This window comes from Paraburkholderia sejongensis, assembly GCF_020880815.1.
GTDB lineage: Bacteria > Pseudomonadota > Gammaproteobacteria > Burkholderiales > Burkholderiaceae > Paraburkholderia > Paraburkholderia sejongensis.
In genome coordinates, this window is record NZ_JAJITD010000016.1 from 74,240 (window position 1) to 97,196 (window position 22,957).

19 protein-coding genes and 1 pseudogene are annotated in these 22,957 nt (G+C 63.8%); 11 read left to right on the top strand and 9 right to left on the bottom strand.

The window, feature by feature from the left end; all coding sequences use genetic code 11:
• Positions 1 to 65 precede the first annotated feature (65 nt).
• Entirely contained in the window at positions 66 to 1,379 is a 1,314-nt protein-coding gene (gene tcuC / locus LJ656_RS26580) for an MFS transporter (protein ID WP_230512506.1), read from the top strand.
• Positions 1,380 to 1,480: 101 nt separating this feature from the next.
• Here the strand turns inward: tcuC and LJ656_RS26585 are convergent, their stop codons facing one another.
• Entirely contained in the window at positions 1,481 to 1,981 is a 501-nt protein-coding gene (locus tag LJ656_RS26585; RefSeq protein ID WP_230512507.1) for a MarR family winged helix-turn-helix transcriptional regulator, read from the bottom strand.
• A 211-nt stretch (positions 1,982 to 2,192) separates the two neighbouring features.
• Between LJ656_RS26585 and LJ656_RS26590 the strand changes: the two genes are divergently transcribed.
• Both LJ656_RS26590 and LJ656_RS26595 read left to right on the top strand, forming a co-directional pair.
• A complete protein-coding gene (locus LJ656_RS26590; RefSeq protein WP_230512508.1) occupies positions 2,193 to 3,284 on the top strand; it encodes an aromatic ring-hydroxylating oxygenase subunit alpha in 1,092 nt (363 codons plus the stop codon).
• Complete coding sequence (locus LJ656_RS26595; RefSeq protein ID WP_230512509.1) at positions 3,281 to 4,246, top strand: PDR/VanB family oxidoreductase; 966 nt, start codon at positions 3,281 to 3,283, stop codon at positions 4,244 to 4,246. The genes LJ656_RS26590 and LJ656_RS26595 overlap by 4 nt, the downstream gene beginning before the upstream one ends.
• A 35-nt stretch (positions 4,247 to 4,281) precedes the next feature.
• On the opposite strand, the pseudogene LJ656_RS26600 reads toward LJ656_RS26595, so the two are convergent.
• Positions 4,282 to 6,756, bottom strand: a pseudogene (locus LJ656_RS26600) (penicillin acylase family protein).
• Positions 6,757 to 6,935: 179 nt separating this feature from the next.
• Between LJ656_RS26600 and LJ656_RS26605 the strand changes: the two are divergent.
• The 6 genes from LJ656_RS26605 to LJ656_RS26630 all read left to right on the top strand — a co-directional run bounded on the left by LJ656_RS26605 (position 6,936) and on the right by LJ656_RS26630 (position 13,530).
• A complete protein-coding gene (locus LJ656_RS26605) occupies positions 6,936 to 7,760 on the top strand; it encodes a 4'-phosphopantetheinyl transferase family protein (RefSeq protein ID WP_230512510.1) in 825 nt (274 codons plus the stop codon).
• 201 nt (positions 7,761 to 7,961) lie between these two features.
• On the top strand, positions 7,962 to 8,984 hold the full coding sequence (gene coxB / locus LJ656_RS26610; RefSeq protein WP_425606018.1) for a cytochrome c oxidase subunit II: 1,023 nt from the start codon (positions 7,962 to 7,964) through the stop codon (positions 8,982 to 8,984).
• 29 nt (positions 8,985 to 9,013) lie between these two features.
• A complete protein-coding gene (gene ctaD, locus LJ656_RS26615) occupies positions 9,014 to 11,035 on the top strand; it encodes a cytochrome c oxidase subunit I (protein ID WP_230512511.1) in 2,022 nt (673 codons plus the stop codon).
• A 1-nt stretch (position 11,036) separates the two neighbouring features.
• The gene (locus LJ656_RS26620; protein ID WP_230512512.1) at positions 11,037 to 11,678 is read left to right on the top strand and encodes a cytochrome c oxidase subunit 3; all 642 of its coding nucleotides are present in this window, start codon (positions 11,037 to 11,039) and stop codon (positions 11,676 to 11,678) included.
• On the top strand, positions 11,675 to 12,088 hold the full coding sequence (locus LJ656_RS26625; RefSeq protein ID WP_230512513.1) for a hypothetical protein: 414 nt from the start codon (positions 11,675 to 11,677) through the stop codon (positions 12,086 to 12,088). Before LJ656_RS26620 ends, LJ656_RS26625 begins: the two co-directional genes overlap by 4 nt.
• Before the next feature lie 95 nt (positions 12,089 to 12,183).
• Complete coding sequence (locus tag LJ656_RS26630; protein WP_425606024.1) at positions 12,184 to 13,530, top strand: c-type cytochrome; 1,347 nt, start codon at positions 12,184 to 12,186, stop codon at positions 13,528 to 13,530.
• Positions 13,531 to 13,550: 20 nt separating this feature from the next.
• Here LJ656_RS26630 and LJ656_RS26635 read toward each other — a convergent pair whose 3' ends face one another.
• Together LJ656_RS26635 and LJ656_RS26640 are read right to left on the bottom strand one after the other, a co-directional pair.
• Positions 13,551 to 13,940 carry a Fis family transcriptional regulator gene (locus LJ656_RS26635; RefSeq protein WP_230512515.1) on the bottom strand — a complete coding sequence of 130 codons (390 nt, stop codon included), beginning with the start codon at positions 13,938 to 13,940 and terminating at the stop codon, positions 13,551 to 13,553.
• Between the two features lie 186 nt (positions 13,941 to 14,126).
• Positions 14,127 to 14,867, bottom strand: a complete 741-nt coding sequence (locus tag LJ656_RS26640) for a 3-ketoacyl-ACP reductase (protein WP_230512516.1) — start codon at positions 14,865 to 14,867, stop codon at positions 14,127 to 14,129.
• Positions 14,868 to 15,246: 379 nt separating this feature from the next.
• On the opposite strand from LJ656_RS26640, the gene LJ656_RS26645 reads away from it, so the two are divergent.
• On the top strand, positions 15,247 to 16,950 hold the full coding sequence (locus LJ656_RS26645) for a Na/Pi cotransporter family protein (protein WP_230512517.1): 1,704 nt from the start codon (positions 15,247 to 15,249) through the stop codon (positions 16,948 to 16,950).
• A 391-nt stretch (positions 16,951 to 17,341) separates the two neighbouring features.
• Entirely contained in the window at positions 17,342 to 17,614 is a 273-nt protein-coding gene (locus tag LJ656_RS26650; RefSeq protein WP_075299339.1) for a hypothetical protein, read from the top strand.
• 278 nt (positions 17,615 to 17,892) lie between these two features.
• Here LJ656_RS26650 and LJ656_RS26655 read toward each other — a convergent pair whose 3' ends face one another.
• From LJ656_RS26655 to LJ656_RS26675, 5 genes are all read right to left on the bottom strand, one after another.
• A complete protein-coding gene (locus tag LJ656_RS26655) occupies positions 17,893 to 18,282 on the bottom strand; it encodes a DUF3597 domain-containing protein (RefSeq protein WP_230512518.1) in 390 nt (129 codons plus the stop codon).
• Between the two features lie 113 nt (positions 18,283 to 18,395).
• The gene (locus LJ656_RS26660; protein WP_230512519.1) at positions 18,396 to 19,268 is read right to left on the bottom strand and encodes an isocitrate lyase/PEP mutase family protein; all 873 of its coding nucleotides are present in this window, start codon (positions 19,266 to 19,268) and stop codon (positions 18,396 to 18,398) included.
• Positions 19,269 to 19,355: 87 nt separating this feature from the next.
• The gene (locus LJ656_RS26665) at positions 19,356 to 20,759 is read right to left on the bottom strand and encodes an MFS transporter (RefSeq protein ID WP_230512520.1); all 1,404 of its coding nucleotides are present in this window, start codon (positions 20,757 to 20,759) and stop codon (positions 19,356 to 19,358) included.
• A 156-nt stretch (positions 20,760 to 20,915) separates the two neighbouring features.
• Complete coding sequence (locus LJ656_RS26670) at positions 20,916 to 21,590, bottom strand: GntR family transcriptional regulator (protein WP_230512585.1); 675 nt, start codon at positions 21,588 to 21,590, stop codon at positions 20,916 to 20,918.
• A 258-nt stretch (positions 21,591 to 21,848) separates the two neighbouring features.
• The gene (locus LJ656_RS26675; protein ID WP_230512521.1) at positions 21,849 to 22,943 is read right to left on the bottom strand and encodes a porin; all 1,095 of its coding nucleotides are present in this window, start codon (positions 22,941 to 22,943) and stop codon (positions 21,849 to 21,851) included.
• Positions 22,944 to 22,957: the final 14 nt, after the last annotated feature.

Consider the following 22,957-nt stretch of genomic DNA (forward strand, 5'->3'; position numbering starts at 1 on the left):
GCGCACACGGAACATAGATAAAAGAAGCGCCACGGAACGATCAAGCCGTGCGCCCAGGAGACTTCATGGCACCTACTACCCCTATCCGCAACGCCAGCACGCCGGCCGCTTCGAAAGTCGGCGCGGTGCTGCGCGTCACCAGCGGCAATTTCCTCGAGCAGTTCGATTTCTTTCTGTTCGGCTTCTACGCGACTTTCATCGCGAAGACCTTTTTTCCGGCCGCCAGCGAATTCGCTTCGCTGATGCAGACTTTCGCGGTATTCGGCGCGGGTTTCCTGATGCGCCCGCTCGGCGCGATCGTGCTCGGCGCGTATATCGACCGGGTCGGCCGGCGACGCGGCCTGATCGTCACGCTGTCGATCATGGCGAGCGGCACTATCCTGATTGCGTGCGTGCCCGGCTACGCGAGCATCGGTTTGCTGGCGCCGGCGCTGGTGCTGATCGGCCGCCTGTTGCAGGGCTTTTCCGCGGGCGCGGAACTCGGCGGCGTGTCCGTCTATCTGGCGGAAATGGCGACGCCCGGCAAGAAGGGCTTTTATACCGCGTGGCAATCCGCGAGTCAGCAGGTCGCGATCGTGGTTGCCGCGGCGCTCGGCTATGCGCTCAATCTGTGGCTCAGTCACGAACAGATCGGTGCATGGGGCTGGCGCGTGCCGTTCTTTCTCGGCTGCGCGATCGTGCCGTTTCTCTATGTACTGCGCCGCTCGTTGCAGGAGACCGCCGAATTCGAAGCGCGCGCGCATCGGCCGGCGAGCGGCGAGGTGTTCCGTTCGATGCTGGCGAACTGGAAGACGGTGATCGCCGGGATGCTGATGGTCGCGATGACCACCACGACGTTCTATCTGATCACCGTCTATACGCCGACCTTCGGTAAGACCGTGCTGCATCTGAGCACGTCGGACAGCCTGATCGTTACGTTGCTGGTCGGCGTGTCGAACTTTATCTGGCTGCCGATCGGCGGCGCGCTGTCCGACCGGATCGGTCGCAAGCCGCTGCTGCTGTTCGTGTCGGCACTGGCGATCGTGACGGCGTATCCGGCGCTCGCATGGCTCACCGCGGCGCCCGGATTTATGCGCATGCTGGCCGTGCTGCTGTATTTCTCGTTCTTCTTCGGCGTGTATAACGGCGCGATGGTTGCTGCGTTAACCGAAATAATGCCGGTCAATGTGCGGGTCGCGGGATTTTCGCTCGCGTTCAGTCTCGCGACCGCGCTCTTCGGCGGCTTTACTCCGGCGGTGTCGACGTTCCTGATTCAGGTCACCGGCGATAAAGCCGCGCCGGCGTACTGGCTGATCTTCGCGGCCGTGTGCGGATTTTCGGCGACAGTGGCGCTGTATCGGCGCGGCGGGGCCGCGCAATTGCAGGCGGAACTCGGCTAGGCGGTCTGCTGTTGCGAGAATATCGAAGCGGCGATGCTGTAAAGGCATCGCCGTTTTTGCATTTGCGGTTCTGCAACCTTCACTGCGCCTTCATTGCGCCTTTACTGCGCTTTCGCTTCGTCGCTGGCGCTGCGCAGCGGCGCGCGGCTCTGATCGTTATTCAGATGCACGAACTTTCTCAGCAGTCGCAAGAGATCCTGTGCATCCTCTTCTCCCATCCCGTCGAGCAGCTCGTGATTGAGCGCGCTGACGCCGGGAATCAACTGATCGAGCAGTTCCTGTCCCGCTGGCGTCAGCAATAGACGACGCTGCCGGCGCGGCAACAGCTCGCGCACGATCCAGCCCTTCGCTTCGAGCCGCACGGCGATATCGGCGGTCGTCGACGTATCGAGGCCGACGCGCTGCGCGAGAGTCACCTGATCCAGTCCCGGCAACTCCTGCAGCATTCTGAGTACCGCGTATTGCACGGGCGTCACTTCGCGGCCCACCAGGTCATGGAACATGGACACGGAAATCTGATGCGCGCGTCTGATCAGATGGCCGGGCTGGTCGTACAGGTCGATGCTGATCGCGGAAGGACTGGTTTCGGTTGAGGTGGCCATAAAGAACTCAGACGGCTTGTCGTGTTGCGTATTGCTCGGGCGCAAATGATAGCGCGTTATCTAGTTGAAAGACTCACTAAGGGAAAACCTTCATTTAATCACCAAAGGTTCATTGAGTACACTGAATGACAATGAGTGTACGGAATGAACCGTAGCCGATCGCGTAGCTAATCTTGGCTGCGTGCGCCCCTCAATCAGGAGTGAGACTGACATGTTCCCCCGGAATGCGTGGTATGTCGCATGTATGCCCGATGAAATTACGGACAAGCCGCTCGGCCGCCAGATCTGCGGCGAGCCGATGGTTTTCTATCGGAACGCCGAAGGCGCGGTAACCGCGCTGGAAGATTTCTGTCCGCATCGCGGCGCGCCGCTGTCGCTCGGTTTCGTGCGCGACGGCACGCTGGTGTGCGGCTATCACGGCCTCGAAATGGGCTGTCAGGGCAAGGCGACCGGGATGCCAGGTCAGCGCGTAAACGGCTTTCCCGCGATTCGCAACTTCTCGGTGATCGAGCGCTACGGCTTCGTGTGGGTCTGGCCCGGCGATGCTGCGCAGGCCGATCCGGCCAAGCTGCATCATCTGGAGTGGGCCGAGAGTTCCGAGTGGGCGTATGGCGGCGGGCTGTATCACATCCGCTGCGATTACCGGCTGATGATCGATAACCTGATGGATCTGACGCACGAAACCTATGTGCACGCGAACAGCATCGGCCAGAAGGAAATCGACGAAGCCGCGCCGAAGACGGTTGCCGAGGGCGACACCGTGCGCACCAGCCGCTTCATGGAGAACGTCGGCGCGCCGCCGTTCTGGAAAATGGCGTTGCGCGGCAACGGTCTCGCGGACGACGTGCCGGTCGACCGCTGGCAGATCTGCCACTTCACGCCGCCGAGCCATGTGCTGATTGAAGTCGGCGTCGCGCACGCGGGGCATGGCGGTTACCACGCGCCGGCGGACAAGAAAGCGTCGTCGATCGTGGTGGATTTCATCACGCCGGAAACTGAAACGTCGATCTGGTATTTCTGGGGAATGGCGCGCAATTTCCGTCCGAACGACGCGGAATTGACCGCGAGCATTCGCGAAGGCCAGGGCAAGATCTTCAGCGAAGATCTGGAAATGCTCGAACGCCAGCAGGAAAACCTGCTGCGCTGGCCCGAACGCAATCTGCTGAAGCTCAATATAGATGCGGGCGGGGTGATGTCGCGTCGCGTGATCGACCGGCTGGTCGCGCAGGAGCGCGCGGCGGCGGACGCTGGCACGCCGGCCGCGCAAGTGACGAGGGTGATTCCGGTGCGGGCGGCAACATGAGTCATCCGGTAATGAATGTGGTGGTCGCGCAGCGGCGCGACGAAGCGCTGGGGATCGCCAGCTTCGAACTGGCGAGCGAAACCGGCGAACCGTTGCCCGCGTTCGAAGCGGGTTCGCACGTCGACGTGCATCTGCCCAACGGCCTGGTGCGTCAGTACTCGCTGTGCAACGATCCGCGCGAAACGCATCGTTATCTGATCGCGGTACTGCGCGACGACGCGGGACGCGGCGGGTCGAAGGCGGTGCACGAGATGGTGCGCGTCGGCGACCGCCTGCAGATCAGCGCGCCGCGCAATCTTTTTGCGCTCGCGCCAGAGGCGCCGCATCATCTGCTGCTCGCGGGCGGCATTGGCGTTACGCCGATTCTTTGCATGGCTGAACAACTCGCGGCGAGCGGCGCGTCGTTCGACATGCATTACTGCACGCGCTCGAAGGAACGTACCGCGTTTGTCGAGCGGATTGCGCAGGCCGGCTTCGCGAATTCGGTCCAGTTGCATCACGACGACCACCCCGGCGGCTCGACTTTCGCACTCGAACAGGTGCTCAACAGCGCGCCGGCCGGCACGCATCTGTATGTGTGCGGCCCGAGCGGGTTCATGGACTTCGTGCTCGCCACCGCGCGCGCGAAGGGCTGGCCGCAAGACCGGCTGCACTATGAGTTCTTCGCGGCGCCCGCGCAACAGCCGGCAACGGGCGGCAGCTTCCAGGTACGTATCGCGAGTAGCGGTGCGACGATCGACGTGCCGCCGGAATGCACGGTCGTGCAGGCGCTGGCCGCCAATGGCATCGAAGTGATCACGTCGTGCGAACAGGGCGTGTGCGGCACTTGTCTGACGCGCGTGCTCGAAGGCGAACCCGACCACCTGGATTCCTATCTGACCGATGAGGAACGCGCGGCAAACGATCAGTTCCTGCCGTGCTGCTCGCGCGCGAAGTCGCAGGTGCTGGTGCTCGATCTGTGATTCACGCGATCGCGCGGGCTGACGGTCCGCGCGTGCTATTGCTTCGGCGTCGGCGCACCCGGCGAACTCAGCAATTGAATGCTCAACGCCGGATCGCGCTCGATCGCTTCTTCCGTGAACGGCATCGTCAGCCAACGTTGCGCGGCGTAATCGCGTGTGGCGTCGGCGTAGTGCGGCGAGGCCGGATCGTCGGACGCGGATGACGCGAGCAACGTGCGCGCGACGACTCCGTTTTCCGCGAACCGCACAATCTGCAGATACGTATCTCCGATCGGATTCACGTTCATCGAATAACCGCTCGCGTCGAACGGATGCGCGGCGCACGCGGCGGTGAAATAGCCGCCCGCGTCGCAACCGCCGAACAACGCAATTCGCTCGGCGTTACGCTGCACGTAGAGCGCCGCGCTGCGCGGCGCATCGAGCGCGAGGCCCGCGTGCTTCAGCGCCGCGATCGCATCGCGCAGCGTCGCGGCGAGTTTCACGGAATCTGCGGCGATACCGGCGGGCGTGGTCAGCGGCTGTGTGGGATCGAACTGCACCGCATACAGTTGCGCCGGTGCGATGGTTTGCAATCGCCGCCACCATTCATCCCAAAGCGTTGCGCCTGTCGCATCGGCCGCGGCGGTGTCGTCCCACGCGGCGAGCACCTTGCAGGCCGCGCGCAACTCTCCGTTCGACGGATCGGTCGGCATCGCCGCGAGCGCCTCGCTCTTGCACACGCGATCGAGCGCCGGTTTCTTGAACAGCAACGCCGACATCGAACGGCTATCGAGTGCCGCAGCCCCTAGCGCATCGGCGGAAACGCCGTGCGGGTCGCGCTGCAATTGCGCGGCGATCGTATGGCCGAGCCGTGTGCGCAGCGATTGCGGCGTGCCGGTCGCGCCGGCGATTTGCGGCAAACCGCTCAGCGGCGCAGCCGGATTGCTGAGCCAGTAGCTGCCATTGAAATTACCGACATAGTCGCGCCGCAGCAGCGCCGGCATCTGCGCGACGGGCAGCGCACCGCGTTACACCGCGCCCGGCGCGTCGCGCCAGTCGCACTCGGCGCGCGAGCCGTCGAGAAACGGCACGCCCGGCACTTTCTGCGCGAAGGCCTGACCCGCCGGCGGCGTGCAACGTCGTGCGAGTTCGTCGGGCACGTTCGGGATCGCGCCGATATCCGCATACCAGACGCGCGGATCGTCGCGCCCGATCGCGAGCGTGTTGACCCACGGCATCGCCGCGTACTGCTTCTGAATCCGAATGAACTCGTCGAGCGAGTCCGCGCGGTTCCATGCGAGGAAGTTGTCGAACACGCGGAAATTGTCCGCGTTGATGTCGCGCAGCGCGAACGCCTGCTCCGTATTCCATGCGAGCGCGGGCGACAGCATCGACAGATTCACGAGCGGGCCGAAGCGCGAACGGTACAGCGTGCGCGACACGGTGTGTAGCGAACCGTCGGCGGCGCGAACCTCGACGTCGATCCGCGTCGGCGTCATCGCTTCGGCCTGGCCGTCCACCAGATAGCGGGTCGGCGCGCCCGGCGCGAGCGCAAGCTGGAACAGTCCGAAGCGCTTCGCGGCTGACACCGTATGCGTCCATGCGACGTTGTCGTTAAAGCCGATCATGATCAGCGGCACGCCGAGAAAGGACGCGCCGGCGACGTTGAGCTTGCCCGGAATGGTCAGTTGAGCCTGGTAGAAGCGGTCGGGGCCGTCCCAGAACCAGTGCGGATTGCCAAGCAGCAGCGCACTGTCCGTATGGGTCGCGTCCGCGCCGAATGCGAGCGCGTTGCTGCCCAGGCCCGCGTGGCCGCCGAACTCGGCGAGCGGGGCGGCGAGCGCGAGTCGCGCGCTGGGTTCCGCCGGCTCGCTCAGCGCCCCGTGCGGGTGCGGTGAGCCGGCAGCCGGCGGGTGAGCGTTGGCGATCGAACCAATGAAGCGGGTGGCGCCGCCGGCCAGATTCGCCGCGTACAGACGCCGGTACAAGTCCGCGTTATTAATCTTGCCGAGCCACGGTGCTGTCCGGCAAACCGCATGCGCGCCCGCAAAGTCGCCGTGGGAGAGATCGGCAACGTAGCGGTTGTAACCGGCGGCGAAGCCATCGATCAGCGCGCGCATGTCGTCGCTCTGGCTGTTCCGGTAACGCGCGACGGCTGCATCGTCGACGATGAAGCGAAAGAAAAAATCCGCGTCGAGATTATTCGGTTGACCGAACGACGCTTCGGAGCTGGGCCGCGCATCCGCGCCAAAATACCGCGAGCGCTCGCCGCGATAGGTGACGAAGCTCTCGGCCATCGTGCACAGATTGTCTTGCGCCTGCGCGTAGCCGTATCCGTAGCCGAGGCTGCCCCAATCGGCGGCTTTGATATGCGCAATGCCGAGCGCGGTACGGCGGATTTCGGCCTGATAGGGACCGGTGTGCGAACGGGTGTCGGCATCGGTGCTCGCGCAGCTTTGCAGCACGGCGGCGACCGGTAGCGCTATTGCCAAGGCCGCGACGCGGCAGCGAAAAGAAACGTTCGAACGCATGGCCTGTTTTTCACGTTGACGTTGAGCGATCGCATCGAGCGCCGACTGGCCTCGCGCAATCGCGAGCTTAGCCGCTAAATGCGGCTGTCGCGCGCAAAGGTTGGCCGGCCGCTCGTTTCGGGCTTGAAACTGGCGCAGCGGTTACCGGCGCACTTGCCGCGCGAGTCGATTTCAGGTAAATGGTACGGCCTCCTGTCAACCACTACCCGCATCGGATGAATTCGACGCTTGCCGCCGCCGCCCCGGACTTCGATTTCCAGCCGCTCGCGATACCGCGTGCAGCCGCCGCCGGTGTCGAGGTCTTCTGCGTGACGTTCGATTTCACCGCGATGCTCGATCATCACGCGTTCGCGGTGCTGTCCGACACCGAGCGCGCGAAAGCCGCCCGCTATCTGCGCCACGAAGACGCGGTGCGTCACGCGGCAACCCGCGTCGCGTTGCGCGAACTGCTGGCCGAACGAACCGGCATAGCGCCCGCGGTCTTGCGTTTCGAACAGGACGCGGCGGGACGGCCCCGGCTTGCCGGGAGCGCTGATCCGGCGCATCAGGCCGCTCACGCGTGGCCCGATTTCAACGTATCGCATTCCGGCCAGCACGCGCTGATCGCCCTCGCCGCACGGCGCAAAGTCGGCGTCGATATCGAGGTCGCGCGTCGCGACAAGAACTGGCAGGCGCTGACGCCGGCGGTGTTCGCGCCGCGCGACGAGGCGGCCGTGGCGGCTTTGCCGGACGAGCGTCGAGTTGCTGCGTTCTATGACATCTGGACTGCGAAAGAAGCGCTATTGAAAGCGCTGGGCGTTGGCATCGGCGAGGGCATGACGTGGTTTTCCGTGCTCCACGACGACGATGACGGCGACGCTCGCGAGCCGCGCGTCGCGCTCGACGATCCGCGCGCGCGCAGCGGCGCCGCGCTGCTGCAACTCGACGCGGTATGGCTGCAGGTGCCGGCCGGTTACGCCGGCTGTGTCGCGTGGTCGCGCGCGACCGAGACGCCGCGGGCCTGAACCGCCGCGTAACTTTCAACTTCCTGACCGCGCGGTAAGCCGGCGCGGTCTGCTTTTTGCTCGACTTCTCGGGCGTCACATCGAGCGCAGGCGCCGGTGTGCGTGGTCACGCCGTCAGGTCCCGAGGAGCCGCCAGTGTCAGCAACGCCAACGTCCGCAACGTCAGCCCGGCGTGTATTGCGCGGCGCTCGCACGTTTGCGGTGACGGTCGCGTTGGCGTTCGCGTTGACGTTGCTACCGGCGTCAACGGTCTCTTCCGCCGAAGCGAGTCCCGCGGCTCCGCTCAACTACTTCCTGCACGCGGCCGGCCCCGCAGCCACGCCGACGATGTATCTCGGCTGGGTGTTCGCGGCGATCTCGACACTGGTCGCGCTGCTGATCGCGGGCCTGCTGATCGGCGCGCTGCTGCGCAAACGTCCGGCCGCGCCAGCGGAGGATCTGCACGCCGAAGCCGGCGGAATGCGCTGGATCTACGTCGGCACCGGCATATCGTCGGTCGTGCTGCTGGCGATGCTGGTCTACCTTCTGGTCACGCTCGAATCGGTCGCGTCGCCCGCCAGCTATCCGCAATTGACGATCACCGTGACCTCGTACGACTGGTGGTGGAAAGCCGACTACGGCGGCGATCCGAATCCGGCGCGTAACTTCAGTACCGCGAACGAAATCCATATCCCGGTCGGCGAGCCGGTCAAGATCCAGCTCAAAAGCGCGGACGTGATTCACACGTTCTGGGTCCCGCAACTCGCCGGCAAGACCGAGACGATTCCAGGCCAGACCAACGAGCAGTGGATTCAGGCCGATCGTGCTGGCATCTATCGCGGGCAATGCTCGCAGTTCTGCGGCGCGCAGCACGCGCATATGGCGTTCGAAGTCGTCGCGCAGGACCCCGCCGCGTTTTCCGCGTGGCGCGACGCCCAGGGCCGCGCGGCCAGCGTACCCACGGGCGATGCCGCGGTCGCGGCCGGCAAGCATCTGTTCGACGAGCGCTGCGCCGGCTGTCACGCGATTCGCGGCAGCGACGCCAACGGCCAGCAGGCCCCCGATCTGACCCATCTCGGTTCGCGCCGCACGCTCGCGGCCGGCATGCTCGCCAACACGCCCGATCATCTGCTCGACTGGATCCAGCACGCGCAGCAGATCAAACCCGATGGATTGATGCCCAGCATCGCGCTCAGCGCGAACGAGGCCGCCGCGTTGTCGGCGTATCTCGCGACGCTGCAGTGACGCCCACCGCACGCATGGAGCCCTGTTCAATGTCCGATCATCCGCTGCCCGCTTCGCCACCTGCCGCGTCACCCGTTTCGCCGCCCGCACTGCAACGCATTCCGGAGCGCGGCCGCGTCGAACCCGGCAGCGAGCAGGAAAAGCGCTTGCGCGAAATCTGGGAGACGGCACCGGGCTGGCGCGGCTGGCTTTCGACGGTCGATCACAAGGCGATCGGCTTGCGCTATCTGGTGACCGCATTCGCGTTTCTGCTGATGGGCGGCGTCGAAGCGCTGATCATGCGGGTTCAGCTCGCGCGTCCGAACGCGACCGTGCTGACGCCGGAGCAGTACAACCAGTTGTTCACGATGCACGGCGTGACGATGATCTTCCTGTACGCGCTGCCGGTGCTGTCGGGCTTCTCGAATTATCTGTGGCCGCTCGTGCTCGGCGCGCGCGACATGGCGTTTCCGCGTCTGAACGCGCTGTCGTACTGGGTGTTCCTGTTCGCCGGCATCTTCCTGTACGCGAGTTTTCCGAGCGGCCAGGCGCCGGACGCCGGCTGGTTCAACTACGTGCCGTTGTCGGGCCTGCAGTACAGCACCGGCCCCAACATCGACGTGTACGCGCTCGGCATGGTGCTGCTCGGCATCTCGACGACGGTCGGCTCGATGAACTTCGTCGTCACGTTGCTGAGAATGCGGGCACCGGGCATGTCGCTCGACCGCGTGCCGGTGCTGGTGTGGGGTACGTTGACCGCATCGGCTGGCAATCTGTTCGCGGTGCCGTCGGTGAGTCTCGCGTTTCTGATGCTGTGGATGGACCGCCGTATCGGCACGCACTTCTTCGACGTCCTCAATAGCGGCCGGCCGCTGCTATGGCAGCACCTGTTCTGGATCTTCGCGCACCCGTGGGTCTACGTGGTGGTGCTGCCGGCGATGGGCATAGTCTCCGACGCGTTGCCGGTGTTCTGCCGGCGGCCGCTCGTTGGCTATGGGCCGGTCGCGCTGTCGACGGTCGCGACGATGGTGATCGGCTTCGCGGTGTGGATTCACCATATGTTCGCGACCGGCATTCCCGCGCTCGCGTTGTCGTTCTTCGGCGCGGCCAGCATGGTGATCGCGGTGCCGAGCGCGGTCGCGACGTTCGCGTGGATCGCGACGATCTGGACCGGGCGACCGGTTTTCCGCGTGCCGTTCCTGTTTTTCGCGGGCTTTGTGCTGCTGTTCGTGATCGGCGGGGTGTCGGGCGTGATGACGGCCGCGGTGCCGTTCGACTGGCAGCTGACCGACACGTACTTCGTCGTCGCGCATCTGCACTACGTGCTGCTCGGCATCAACGTGTTTCCGGTGATCGGCGGCATTTACTTCTGGTTTCCGAAGTTCTCCGGCCGGATGACCAGCGAGCGGCTCGGCAAGCTCGCGTTCTGGGTGCTGTTCGTCGGCTTCAATATCGCGTTCTTTCCGATGCATATCGCCGGCCTGCTCGGCATGCCGCGCCGCATGTACACGTATCCGGCCGATATGGGCTGGAATTCGCTCAACCTGATCACGTCGCTCGGCTCGTTTCTGTTCGCGGCCGGCGTGCTGCTGTTTCTGATCGATATTGCGGTGAGCCTGAAACGCGGCAAGCTTGCCTGCGCCAATCCGTGGGATGCGCCGACCCTCGAATGGTCGGTCAGCTCGCCACCGCCGCCGTATAACTTCGCCGTCGTGCCGACGGTCGCGAGCCGGCATCCGTTGTGGGAGGGCCGCGTCGAAGAGCCGGATGTGAGCGCGCAGACGCGCTCGCAATTGCGCGACGGCTATCTGCTCGCGCAAGGGCGTGAAGCGATGGGCACCACGCCGCTCGAAGCGAGCCCCGACATCATCCTGAAGATGCCCGAGGATTCCTACGCGCCGTTCTGGGTCGCGCTATTCGCGGCGCTGCTGTTCGCGGCGATGCAATTGACTGCGTGGCTGGTCGCCGGCGCGATGCTGGCCGGTTGCGCGGTGTCGATCATCGCGTGGCTGTGGCCCGAGCGCGCGTTGATCCAGCGCGAGCCGGTCGCGGTCGAAAACGCGGGGGGCTGAGATGAGCGACGCTGTCGATTTCGATTCACCCGCACAGGAGCCGATCTATACCCCGCGGCCCTTGCCGGTGGGCAGCGCGGGCGAGCGTTCGAGCGGGTGGTGGGGCTGCTTCACGCTGATCGCGACCGAAGCGGCGCTGTTCGGCTATCTGATCTTCTCGTATCTGTATCTCGCGTCGCAAAGCCAGCAGCATTGGCCGCCGGAAGGATTGCCGAAGCTTGGCCTGGGCAGCGTGAATACGGTCATTCTGCTCAGCAGCAGCGTGTTCGTGTGGGGCTGCGAAAAGCTGGTGCGACGCAAGCGATTGCACTGGGCCGTCGCGTCGATGGCGGCCGGCATCGTGCTCGGCTGCATCTTCATGGGCATTCAGTTGCGCGAATGGCACGAGCGTCCGTACAACCTGACCTCGCATCTCTACGGGTCGTTGTACTTCACGATTACCGGCTTTCACATGGCCCACGTCGCGGTCGGGATCGTCGTGCTGGCGCTGTTGCTGATCTGGACCGCGCTCGGCTATTTCGACGACAAACGTTGCGCGGCGTTGTCGGTAGGCGGGCTTTACTGGCACTTCGTCGATATCGTCTGGCTGTTTATTTTCAGCACGCTGTATCTGACGCCTTATCTGTTTCGGGCGCTGTCATGACGACGCAATCGGGCAGTCGCGTCGCGCCGCGCTATGTGCTGATCGCGCTGCTGGCCGCACCGTTCGCGTGGCTGGTGCAGATGATGATCGCGGAGACGGTGGCCGCGCAGACCTGTTATCCGTACAACCATCCGCTCGGCACGCCGATCGTGTGGTGGATGCATCCGCTGCTGATCGGCGTCAGTGTGTTGTGTCTGCTGGCCGGCGCGTTCGGTAGCTGGGTCGCGGTGCGCAATCTGCGCCGGATTGCGCCGCTGAAGCGGGGCGCGCTTTTCGGCGAGCGTCGCACGCGCGCGGAACTCGACGGGTTCCTCGTGCATGTCGCCGCGATGAGCAGCGGGTTGTTTCTGTTCGCACTGATCGCGACGGATATCGCGGTCGCGCTCGTGTCGCCGTGCAGGTGGTGGTGATGACGAAGGCTAACCTGACGAAGAGGATGCTCGATGCGATTGTCGTGCGCTGCGGCCTGCGAGGCGGCGCGGTGGCATTGGCGATAGCAACGGTGATGGCCGCGGGCACGTGGGCGTGGATAAGCGCGGCAAATGCTGCGGCGGCCGGTGCTTCAGCTACGTCAGCCACTTCCAGCACTTCCAGCGCGCCGGTTACCGCCGACCCCGCCGACACAGCCCAGATCGCCCGCGGCGCCTACCTCGCGAAAGCCGCCGATTGCGCCGGCTGCCACACGGCCGCGCCGCGCGTCCCGCATCCGGGCGCGAAGCCGGTCGCCACATCGCCGTTCGCCGGCGGTCTCGGCATGGGCTCGCCATTCGGCACGATCTACACGTCGAACATCACGCCCGATCCGCGCTACGGCATCGGCCGCTACACCTACGACGAGTTCGCGCGAGCCATGCGCGACGGCATCGCGGCCGGCGGCAAACGACTCTATCCGGCGATGCCGTTCCCATCGTTCGCGAAGATCAACGACGACGACATGCACGCGCTGTACGCGTACTTCATGCACGGCGTGCAGCCGGTCGCGGAGCCCGCACCGCAAACGCAGTTGCCGTTCCCCTTCAATCAACGCTGGCTGCTGATGTTCTGGGACTGGGCCTTCGCGCCGAAAGGCGTGTACAACGCGAACGACAAACGCGACGCGCAATGGAATCGCGGCGCCTATCTCGTGCAATCGCTCGGCCATTGCGGCGCGTGCCACACGCCGCGCGGACCCGCGTACGAAGAGCGCGGTTATAACGAAAAGAGCTCGACGTATTTGACCGGCGGCACCAACGATCACTGGTTCGCACCGAACCTGACCGGCGACCCCGGCTCGGGACTCGGGCGCATTTCCGCCGCCGAGATCGCCGCATTTTTGAAACGAGGCCACGGCGGTGGACTGGTCACGTTCGGCAGCATGGTGCAGGTCGTCGAAGACAGCACGCAGTACTTGAGCGACGCCGACCTAGACGCGATCGCCGGCTATCTGAAGAGTTTGCCGGCGCGCACGCCGAGCGGCTATTTCAATGCGCGCTCGGAGGCCGCCCGGCAAACCGCGCAGGCATTAAAGACCGGCGAGGTGGAACGGCCCGGCGCCGGCATCTACGCATCGTTTTGCGCGCGTTGTCATCAGATGGATGGCGGCGGCGTGCCGAACAAGTATCCGCGGCTGGCGGGCAATCCGGCGGTGTTGTCCGCGTCGAGCGCATCGCTGGTGCGGCTGCTCGTGGAAGGCGGCGGTAGTCCGCACACGGAGACTGGACCGGAGCCGCGCAAGATGCCGCCGTTTGCCGGCAAGCTGACCGACACGGAAATGGCGCGCGTGCTGACTTTCGTTCGGAATACCTGGGGAAATGCGGCCGGGCCCGTTACTCCCAACGACGTGTCGAGTGTGCGCGGCGCATTGCATAAGTAAAGAGGCATGGACGCGCGCTGCTACGCGCTGTTCTCCTTGCCTTCGCGCCGCGCATTAGCGGTGTTGAAAATCGTTTTCAGCTTCGCGTTGATCGCGATCAGTTCCTGCACCGGCGCCGCCGCGAGTTGCTGATCGAATAGCGTGAGTACTTCGCCGAGCAGCGCATACGCATCGCTGTCGACCACGCAGATGCCGGTGTCGAGACCGCTCTGGCGGCAATGCAGAATCACGCTCTCCGCGTCGCGAAACAGCTCGGGCACGGGTGTGCCATAGCCGCGCTGATTGAGCAGCATCGCCATATAAATGGCCTGCGCCATGCTGCCGACGTGATATTGATTGCCGACGCCGCTGCGCAATGCTTCGAGCGTCATGTGATAGTCGAGCGAGATTTCGCCTGCTTTGGCGGGCACGATAGGCCGCAGCATCGCTTTGGAGCGGGGCTGCGGCGACTTCACGCGAGTCTCGCGACGAGGGCTTGCTTTTCTGGCCATAAGCTCACTGACGCGGCCGGCTCGCGCCGGCTCGCGACACCATCACGGAACCTGAAATGCCATTACGTGAACGTGCGCGCCGCGCGTCGCGCGGCGCCGTTACCGTTAGCCCATATGCAGACCGCCGTTGAGCGAGAAGTCCGCTCCCGTTGCAAAGCCGGCCTCATCCGACGAAATCCACGCGACGATCGACGCGATTTCTTCCGGCGTGCCGAGACGGCGCACCGGAATCGTCGCGACGATTTTCTCCAGCACTTCCGGACGGATCGCCTTGACCATGTCGGTGCCGATATAGCCCGGCGACACGGTGTTGACCGTCACGTTCTTGGTCGCCACTTCCTGCGCGAGCGCCATCGTGAAGCCATGAATACCGGCCTTCGCGGTCGAGTAGTTGGTTTGGCCGAACTGACCTTTCTGGCCGTTGACCGACGAAATGTTGACGATGCGCCCGAAGCCTCGCTCGACCATGCCGTCGATGACCTGCTTGGTCACGTTGAACAGGCTCGTGAGGTTGGTGTCGATCACCGTTTGCCAGTCTTCGTGGGTCATCTTGCGGAATACACCGTCGCGCGTGATGCCCGCGTTATTGACCAGCACGTCGATTTCGCCGACTTCTTTCTTGACCTTGTCGAAGGCTTTCACCGTGGATTCCCAATCCGCGACGTTGCCTTCCGAGGCGACGAAGTTATAGCCGAGCGCTTTCTGTTCTTCGAGCCATCGGGCCTTGCGCGCCGAGTTCGGGCCGCAGCCCGCGACGACCGTATAGTTTTCCTTGTGCAAGCGCTGACAGATGGCGGTTCCGATACCGCCCATACCGCCGGTGACGTAGGCAATGCGATTTGCCATAACTCCTCCTTCTTTTTGGGGTGAGTGAGCAGGATTATCTGGAGGGTGGAGCTATTATTGGCACCCGCGAGCGGACGGGACGATGGGCATTTTTACCTAGGGGTTAACTGCCAAGCGGAAAGAAGCGACGAGCTTGCCGCGTCGCGCTTGCGCATTGCTATGCTGGCCGCATGTTGCGCCGCAGAGCGGCTTGCGCCGCCCCCAATTTCTTGCCTGAGTACAATCATCGTTCTACGCTTTAAGTACCGACGTTAAGTACCTGCCTCAAACAGAAGAGAACGACACAACACGATAGAAGCCATTGCGTGGACGCCGACCGGACTGGAGCCGGCAGTCGTTCGTTGGTGGATTTGCGTCATCAGAACAAAGGCCCAACAGGATGACTGATTATCTGGCAGACATTGACCCGGTCGGCATGAACCTGCTCGGCATCTTCGGGCTGTTGATCGGCGGCCTCGCGCTGTTTCTGCTCGGTCTGGAGTTTTTGACCGGCGGCCTGAAGGCAATCGCGGGATCGCGGCTGCACTCGCTGATCGGCGTGCTGACCGCGAACCGGTTTCGCGGTGTGTTGGCGGGCGCCGCCGTGACCGCGCTGCTGAACTCGTCGACGATTACGACGGTGCTGATGGTCGGCTTCGTGTCCGCCGGCCTGATGACGCTCACGCAGTCGGTGCCGATGATCATGGGCGCGAACATCGGCTCGACCGTCACCGCGCAAATCATCGCGTTCGACGTGTCGCGGCTCGCGCCGTACATGCTCGCGGCCGGCTTCGTGCTGCATGCGTTCGGCGGGCGCGAACTGCTGCGCCAGATCGGCCGTGTCGTGCTGGGGCTCGGCCTGCTGTTCCTCGGCATTCAGCTGATGGGCGAGTCCACCCACCCGCTGCGCACTTATCAGCCGTTCATCGACGCGATGCAGGACATGCGCAATCCGCTGTTCGGCGTGATCGCGGGGGCGATCTTCACCGCGATCGTGCAAAGCTCGGCGGCGACGCTCGCGGTCGTGATCGCGTTGAGCGGCCAGGGCCTGATGCCGCTCGAAGCCGCCATTACGCTGATTCTCGGCGCGAACGTCGGCACTTGCGGTACCGCGTTGCTCGCATCGATCGGCAAGACCGCGGAGGCGGTGCAGGTCGGCGTCGTGCATCTGGTGTTCAATGTGGTCGGCGTCGTGATCGCGCTCTTCCTGATTCCGCAAATGGCGGAGTTCGTGCGCTGGATCTCGCCGTCGTATCCGGAGCTGCAGGGCGTCGCCCGTCTCGCGGCCGAGGCGCCGCGCCAGGTCGCCAATGTGCATACGCTGTTCAGCGTGGCGGGCACGCTCGTGATGATCTGGTTCACCGACCCGATCGCGCGCTTCGCGCAATGGGTAGTGCCGAAACGCGCGCAGGCCGCCAAACGCGCGGGCGAGCCGCAGTATCTCGACGAATCGTCGCTGACCGTTCCCGCGCTCGGCTTGCAGCGCGTGCGGATGGAATTGACACGGCTCGGCGAACAGGTGTTCGACATCGTGCAGCGCGGTTCGCAGATGGTGTCGAACGGGACGATGGAAGAGATCAACCGGATGCTCGATCAGGACAAGGAAACCGACCGGCTCGCGTTCGAAATCTTCCACTACATCGGCCAGCTCTCGCAGGTTCCGCACTCGGAGGAGGAGGGGCAGCAGATGGTCGGCTATACCCAGGTGGCGAGCAACCTGGAAAGCATCAGCGGCATTGTCGGCGTTACGCTGATGTCGGTCGGCCAGCAGCGGATGAACCAGCCGGTCGATCTGCTGCGCCTGCGCGAACCGGCGACCACCGCGTTCACCGACGCGGTGCTGCGCAACCTCGAGCAGGCGATCCGCACGATCGAGCAACCGGATCCTGAAGAAGTCGCGAAGGTGGTCGACGCGAAGGCCAGCATCGACAAGCTGGCGGCCACCGCCCGCCAGGTCGTGCTGGCCAAGTTGCGATTGACGGACAAGACGGACGTGGTGACGTTCCGGCTGGCGATGGATCTGATCGAGCAGGGCCGCCAGGTCGCGCAATTTTCGCGGGCGATTGCGAACAACGTCGGCGCATTGCATCTCGCTAAGGGATGAACTCAGCGCTGGCCAACGTCGCCGACTGTGTCATTCGTTTGCGTCGCACGGGTTCAATCGCGCAGAACTGATCGTCAGCCCACCGACGCCGGCCCGGTAGGAACGCTAAGCTTTGCGCGTGTCATCGTGATGACACTATCGACCGAGAGTGGAATTCGCCCGCCTTCGCGGGCTTTTTTCTCGTTTCTCTTCCGGCGGGTTGACGTGCAGACGGTGCGCCGGGCAAGGCGGCTCGACGGCGGCGCGGTTGTTGCGCCGCTAACACGCGATTGTGCGTTGCCCCACCATGACTTGCACAATAAGCAACGGCTGAAACGAATTAACACACGCGCGTGGCGGAATTTGATAGCCTGTCTGCTCGTTGAGCATCGAACTCAAGGAGGGCTTCACCATGATGAGGTGGCTGGCTAACTGGGCTTCACAACATGCTCCTACTCCCGAGAAACAGGCCGAGCGCGCGCTGAACAATTTGCGCATGGAACTGTTTCAGGCCGAACAGCTGGTGCTCGACGCCCAGCTACGCGCCGACTACTATCGGGCCCGCCTGACCTTTCTCGAAGAAGTCACAAGAAAAGGTATCGAACAGGTCTCGGACGAGCGCAAAGGTCCACAGGAAGCGCCTCAGCCATTGAGGCCGGGACTCAAGCTCACCGCGGCGCAATAGCCGGGTGTCTGTCGCTGCAATCAGTTCGACTGTCGCCTTCGTCGCCCTCGTTAATCACGCGGGGCGTCGGTAAACGCACGGCCGCTGGCAATCGTTTCTCGCATGAACATGCAAGTGAGTAACGACTGCCAGCGGCCGTATCTGCGGTTGCGCCGCCTTTGCCGCGGACAACCGCGCGGGAGTGGCGAATTGCTTCGCCGCACGCGGCTTTGCCAGGCTAGCTAATTAATCGGAGTAACCGAAGTAATCAGAGTAGTTAGCCGGCCCGGCTAGCGAACCTAGCTGGCCAGATCCGGCGGCAGCTTGCCGCCGTTTGCCGCGAGTGCCTGCATCACCTGCTTGTGCAGCCAGATGTTCATGCTGGCCGAGTCGTTCATATCCCCGCTGTACTTCAATTCCTGTGCGAGCTGCTTGCGATGCTCGAGGCTGCTGTCCACGCCGAGCGCCTTCATCGTGTCGACGATCGACGTGCGCCAGTTCAGCGTCTGACCGCTTTCGCTGACGAGCTGATCCATCACCGCGGCGACGTCGACGTCGGCGAGCGGCGCGGCTGCCGGTGCGGCGGCTTGCGCGGCGGCCGGGTCGGGAGTCGGTTCAGCAGCGGGGGCAGGTTGGTCCGGCTTGGCTTTGCCGAACAGCTTGTGAACGATGTCGCCGAAAATACTCATCTTCAGATCCTCCGCAGATAGGTTGAATGCGAGCGCACGCGCTCGCAGCAAAGTGCTCCGCTATGCTACGCGATCCGGTGGGGGGAATAACGTGAAATTTTGTTAGCGCCGGTTCATTCGGCATGCTCACGGTCGAACTGCCACACTGCGGGGAAGCCCATCAGCTTGCACATTTCGGCGAACGGGTACATGGCTTGCTCAGCGCCCGCGGTGCCGCGCTGCGCGTGGATTTCGCCGTAGATCTGCTGCAATGCCCTGGCGACCGCCAGAAACCCCGAGGCCGGATAAATCGCGAGCGAAAAGCCGAGTTTCTGCAGTTCGGCCGGCGTCAGTTGCGGCGTGCGGCCGCCTTCGACGATATTGACGAGCAGCGGCGTATCGAACGTGCGTGCGATCGTTTCCAGTTCCTCGACGGTCTCCGGCGATTCGATGAACAGCACGTCGGCGCCGGCTTTCGCGAACGCTTCGCCGCGCCGCAATGCTTCATCGAGTCCCAGCGAAGTGCGCGCGTCGGTGCGGGCGACGATCTGGAAGTTCGGGTCGTCGCGCGTTTCGGCCGCGACCTTGATTTTCTTCACCATGTCGTCGAGCGCGATCACCTTGCGGCCCGGCGTGTGCCCGCATTTCTTCGGAAACTCCTGGTCTTCGAGCTGAATGCCGGCCGCGCCCGCGCGTTCATAACCGCGCACCGTGTGCGCGACGTTCAGCAGGCCGCCGTAGCCGGTGTCGCCGTCGCAGATCATCGGCGTAGCGGTTGCGCCACAGAATGCGCCGACCCGGTCGACCATGTCGGTGTAAGTGGCGAGTCCCGCATCGGGCAGGCCGAGATACGACGCGACCGTGCCGAAGCCGGTCATATACAGACATTCGAAGTTCATCGAATCGGCCATCTTCGCGGAGATCAGATCGAAGATGCCGGGCGCGGTGACGATTTCCTTTTGCGCGAGACGGGCCTTCAGTTGCTGACGTTTGTTCTGTGCGTTCATGCGGGTTCCGTTTGATGTCGATGAATCCGGTTGAATGGAGAAGACGGCTCGAGACAAGTCGGCTTCAATGAGGTTTTAAATGAAGTTTCAATGACGCGACTCCGGCGCGACGCCCGCGCGGGCGAGCTCGGCAGCGGGATCGAGCGTCTGGGGCGGCGCGATCGCTTCGAGCGAGCGTTGATTGGTTTCGATGCCGAAGATCGCGAGCACCGCGGCCATCACGGCGAGTACGCCGACGATCACCGACAGCACGTCGCGCACGCCGCCGGTCGCATACATGACGACCACCAGTTGCGGCGCGAGAATGCCGGCGATGCGTCCCGCGCAACCGGCAATGCCGTTCGCGCGCATGCGGTTTTCGGTGGCGAACAGCTCGGGGATATAGGTGGCGATGCCGAGCGCGACCATCAGATAGGTCAGCGTGAACAGCAGGAAGCCGAGCGCCGTGGCCATCGCGACGCTGGTCGAATGTCCGTACAGCCAGCCGACCACCGCGGCGAGCACAGCGACCGCGATCAGTCCGTTCTTGCGGCCGATCCTGTCGGCGATCAGCACGCCGGCAAATGCGCCTGCGGGTCCGCCGAGCGACATCAGCGTCGTATAACCGAGCGACGATGCCATCCCGAAGCCCTGCTTCATCAGGAAGGTCGGCACCCACACGATGAAGCCGTAGATCACCACGTTCACGCCGATCTGCACCGTGATCGCGAGCAGCATGCGGCGAATTTGCGAGCCTTTGAACAGGTCGAGCAGCGTGGTCGCGCGGACTGCCGCCGCCGACTCGGGCGCCGGCGCGAACGGCGGCAACGGCTGAGCTTTAGCCGATTCGGCTTCGGCCGCGCGCAGGATCGCATCCGCTTCGGCGTAGCGTCCTTTCGATTCGAGCCAGCGCGGCGATTCGGGCATCTTCTTGCGGATCACCCACATGATCAGCGCGCCGATGCCGACGATCGCGAACATCGCGCGCCAGCCGATCGTCGGAATGATCAGATAGCCGAGAAAGGTCGAGAAGAACAGCGCCGAGTTCGTGATCAGCGACAGATACGCGGACCACTTGCCGCGCACCGCGGGCGGAATGAATTCGCCGACCGAGCCATAACCGACGACGATTTCCGCGCCCAGCCCAAGGCCCATGAAAAAGCGGCAGACGATCAGCCACGTCATGTTCGGCGCGAGTGCACCGGCCACCGACGCGAGGCCGAAGATCGCCAGATTGAACTGATAGGTGAACTTGCGACCTTTCGCATCGCCGAGTAGACCCGCGGTGAACGCGCCCAACAGCATGCCGACGAAAGTCGTCGACAGGAACGCCGCGTTTAGCTGCATCGTCGACCAGCCGGTCTTCGCGAGCGCGCCGAGCACGCCGCCGGCCAGATAGATATCGAACGAATCGAGGAACATGCCCCCGCCGATCAGCCAGAGGATGCGCCGGTGAAAACCGGAGATGGGTAGTCTGTCCAGTCGTGGACCAGCGTTCACGGTGCTCGGCATTTCACGTCTCCTGCGTCGTCATGGGACGGCTAGTTCGTGGTGCTTCGATGTGTGCTGCGATGAGTTCTACGAAAGATTCTGCGATGTGTTCTACGTTGGGTTCTACGACGGTTTTTGCGGTAATGGCTGAAAGCGTGGCGTGCGGCAGGGCGCGCGCTACGGTTCCGGGTGTTCGCGTTGATAGCGGTCGAGCACCGCCTTTTCGGCGGCGAGGATATGGCAGCGGGTAATTGCTTCGGCCCACGCGGCATTGCGATTGGCGAGCGCCTGCACGATTTCGATATGCTGGCGGGCGCTGCTCGCGCGGTGTTCGTCGTTATAGGAATCGAACGTCCACTTGATCAACGGGGTTTCCTTCATCGACTTCAACGAGCGGTCGAGCCGCGCGTTGCCGGCGGCGGCCGTGATGATCGAATGAAATTCGCCGTTGGCGGTGAACCAGGCTTCGGTGGTCTCGGCGGTGGACGACTGCAGCGTGATCGCCGACATCTGCGCGGCGAGCGCGCCGAGCCGCTCGATGTCGGCGCTGCCGATCTTCAACGCGGCGCGCCCGGCGAGAAACGGCTCGATCAGCAGGCGCGCCTCGAAAATCTCGCGCGCGTCCTGCAGCGACCACGCCTTGACCCGCACGCCATAGTTCGGCCGGATCTCGACCCAGCCCTCGGCGCCGAGCCGGCGCAGTGCTTCGCGCACCGGCGTGCGGCTGACCCCGAGGCTTTTCGCCAGTTGCTCTTCGCGGAGATACTGGCCGGCGCCATAACGGTTCTCGGCGAGCGACTGCTTGATCGCGAGATAGACATCGTCCGGCGAACGGGCCGGCGGAGCCTGCATTGTATGCAAAAGGTTGTCTTTCACGGTATATACGGTGCGGAGCGGCGAATTGGTCAATACATTGTATGCAAAGTTGTGAAGGAGGCGCTTGGTGATTTCCCTGGCCGAGGGCGCCAGCGGGGGCTCGAATCAGCAGATGAATGGATGGTGGCGATCCAGAAAGAAAATGGCCCGAGGAGCGGGCTCGCCCTTCAGGCCATGCGTTGTTCCGCGCGCGAGGCACGCGGCGTACTGCGATGATTCGCGCCGATGCGCGGATCAGAACCGCGTATGCAAGCCAACGCGCGCGACCGCCTGGGTCTGACCGCTCGATGTGCCGTCCGCGCTGTTCATCCCATTGAGCTGCGCGAGCGCGCCCGAGCTTGCGCGTTGATATACGCCGAGCACATAGACGTCGGTGCGCTTGGACAGCGAGTAGTCGAGGATCGCCGCAGCCTGGTGCGCGTGATTGTTGTCGACGACCGAATTGCCCTTCATATACATATACGATGCACCGGCTGCCAATGCGGGCGTGATGCGGTACTGCGCGCCGACCGAACCTTCGTAAACCGAAGCACCGTTGGCGGAGTTGTGCACGGTCGTGAATAGCGCATTGGTGAACCACCCGCCGAACTTGTAATGCGCGCCGACGCCCCAGTTGCGCACGCTGACCTGCGGCGAACCGGCGGTGTAGTACTTGATGTTCGTGTAGGCGGCGTTCGCGCCGAACGAATTCGCCGCGTAATTGAGCGCGAAGCTGGTCGAGTTGCCGGCGCCGATAGAACCCGCCACGTTGCCGAAGCCGTACATCGCTCCAGCGCTGAAGCCATTGAATACCGGCGTCACGTATTTGACCGAGTTGGAGATCCGTTCTCCGGCCATGCGGTCCCAATCGAATGCGCCGGTCGCATTGCTCGGCAGCGCGAGCTTCTTGAACGGACCCGCGCGGAACGCATAGAAGTGGCCCGAGATTTCGGCGGGGTCGTTGCCGGCGAAATAGAGCGCGTCCGTCATGAAGTCGTACTGGTTGCCGAGTGTGATCTTGCCGGCGCGTTCGTTGGTGAGACCGACGAGCGCGGTGCGACTGAACAGGCTTGCATTCGGCATGAACGAGCCGTTGTTCACCTGAAACTGATTGACCAGTTCGAAGATGGCCTTGGTGCCGCCGCCCAGATCTTCGACGCCTCTCATGCCCCACAGGTTCGGCCCGTTGACGCCGTCGTCCATCTTCACGTTGCTCTTGCCCGACTGGTTGCTCACATAGGTGATGCCCGTGTCGATCAGGCCGAACAGCGTGACGCTGCTTTGCGCATGTGCCGCGCTTGCCATCAAGGTACTCGCGAGAATGGCGAGGGCGATTTGCGTCTTCTTCATCGTAATGATCTCCT

Coding starts and splice junctions, on each gene's coding strand:
- tcuC (WP_230512506.1), top strand. CDS start 66: ATGGCACCTACTACCCCTATCCGCAACGCCAGCACGCCGGCCGCTTCG.
- LJ656_RS26585 (WP_230512507.1), bottom strand. CDS start 1,981: ATGGCCACCTCAACCGAAACCAGTCCTTCCGCGATCAGCATCGACCTG.
- LJ656_RS26590 (WP_230512508.1), top strand. CDS start 2,193: ATGTTCCCCCGGAATGCGTGGTATGTCGCATGTATGCCCGATGAAATT.
- LJ656_RS26595 (WP_230512509.1), top strand. CDS start 3,281: ATGAGTCATCCGGTAATGAATGTGGTGGTCGCGCAGCGGCGCGACGAA.
- LJ656_RS26605 (WP_230512510.1), top strand. CDS start 6,936: ATGGTACGGCCTCCTGTCAACCACTACCCGCATCGGATGAATTCGACG.
- ctaD (WP_230512511.1), top strand. CDS start 9,014: ATGTCCGATCATCCGCTGCCCGCTTCGCCACCTGCCGCGTCACCCGTT.
- LJ656_RS26620 (WP_230512512.1), top strand. CDS start 11,037: ATGAGCGACGCTGTCGATTTCGATTCACCCGCACAGGAGCCGATCTAT.
- LJ656_RS26625 (WP_230512513.1), top strand. CDS start 11,675: ATGACGACGCAATCGGGCAGTCGCGTCGCGCCGCGCTATGTGCTGATC.
- LJ656_RS26630 (WP_425606024.1), top strand. CDS start 12,184: ATGGCCGCGGGCACGTGGGCGTGGATAAGCGCGGCAAATGCTGCGGCG.
- LJ656_RS26640 (WP_230512516.1), bottom strand. CDS start 14,867: ATGGCAAATCGCATTGCCTACGTCACCGGCGGTATGGGCGGTATCGGA.
- LJ656_RS26645 (WP_230512517.1), top strand. CDS start 15,247: ATGACTGATTATCTGGCAGACATTGACCCGGTCGGCATGAACCTGCTC.
- LJ656_RS26650 (WP_075299339.1), top strand. CDS start 17,342: ATGATGAGGTGGCTGGCTAACTGGGCTTCACAACATGCTCCTACTCCC.
- LJ656_RS26655 (WP_230512518.1), bottom strand. CDS start 18,282: ATGAGTATTTTCGGCGACATCGTTCACAAGCTGTTCGGCAAAGCCAAG.
- LJ656_RS26660 (WP_230512519.1), bottom strand. CDS start 19,268: ATGAACGCACAGAACAAACGTCAGCAACTGAAGGCCCGTCTCGCGCAA.
- LJ656_RS26665 (WP_230512520.1), bottom strand. CDS start 20,759: ATGCCGAGCACCGTGAACGCTGGTCCACGACTGGACAGACTACCCATC.
- LJ656_RS26670 (WP_230512585.1), bottom strand. CDS start 21,590: ATGCAGGCTCCGCCGGCCCGTTCGCCGGACGATGTCTATCTCGCGATC.
- LJ656_RS26675 (WP_230512521.1), bottom strand. CDS start 22,943: ATGAAGAAGACGCAAATCGCCCTCGCCATTCTCGCGAGTACCTTGATG.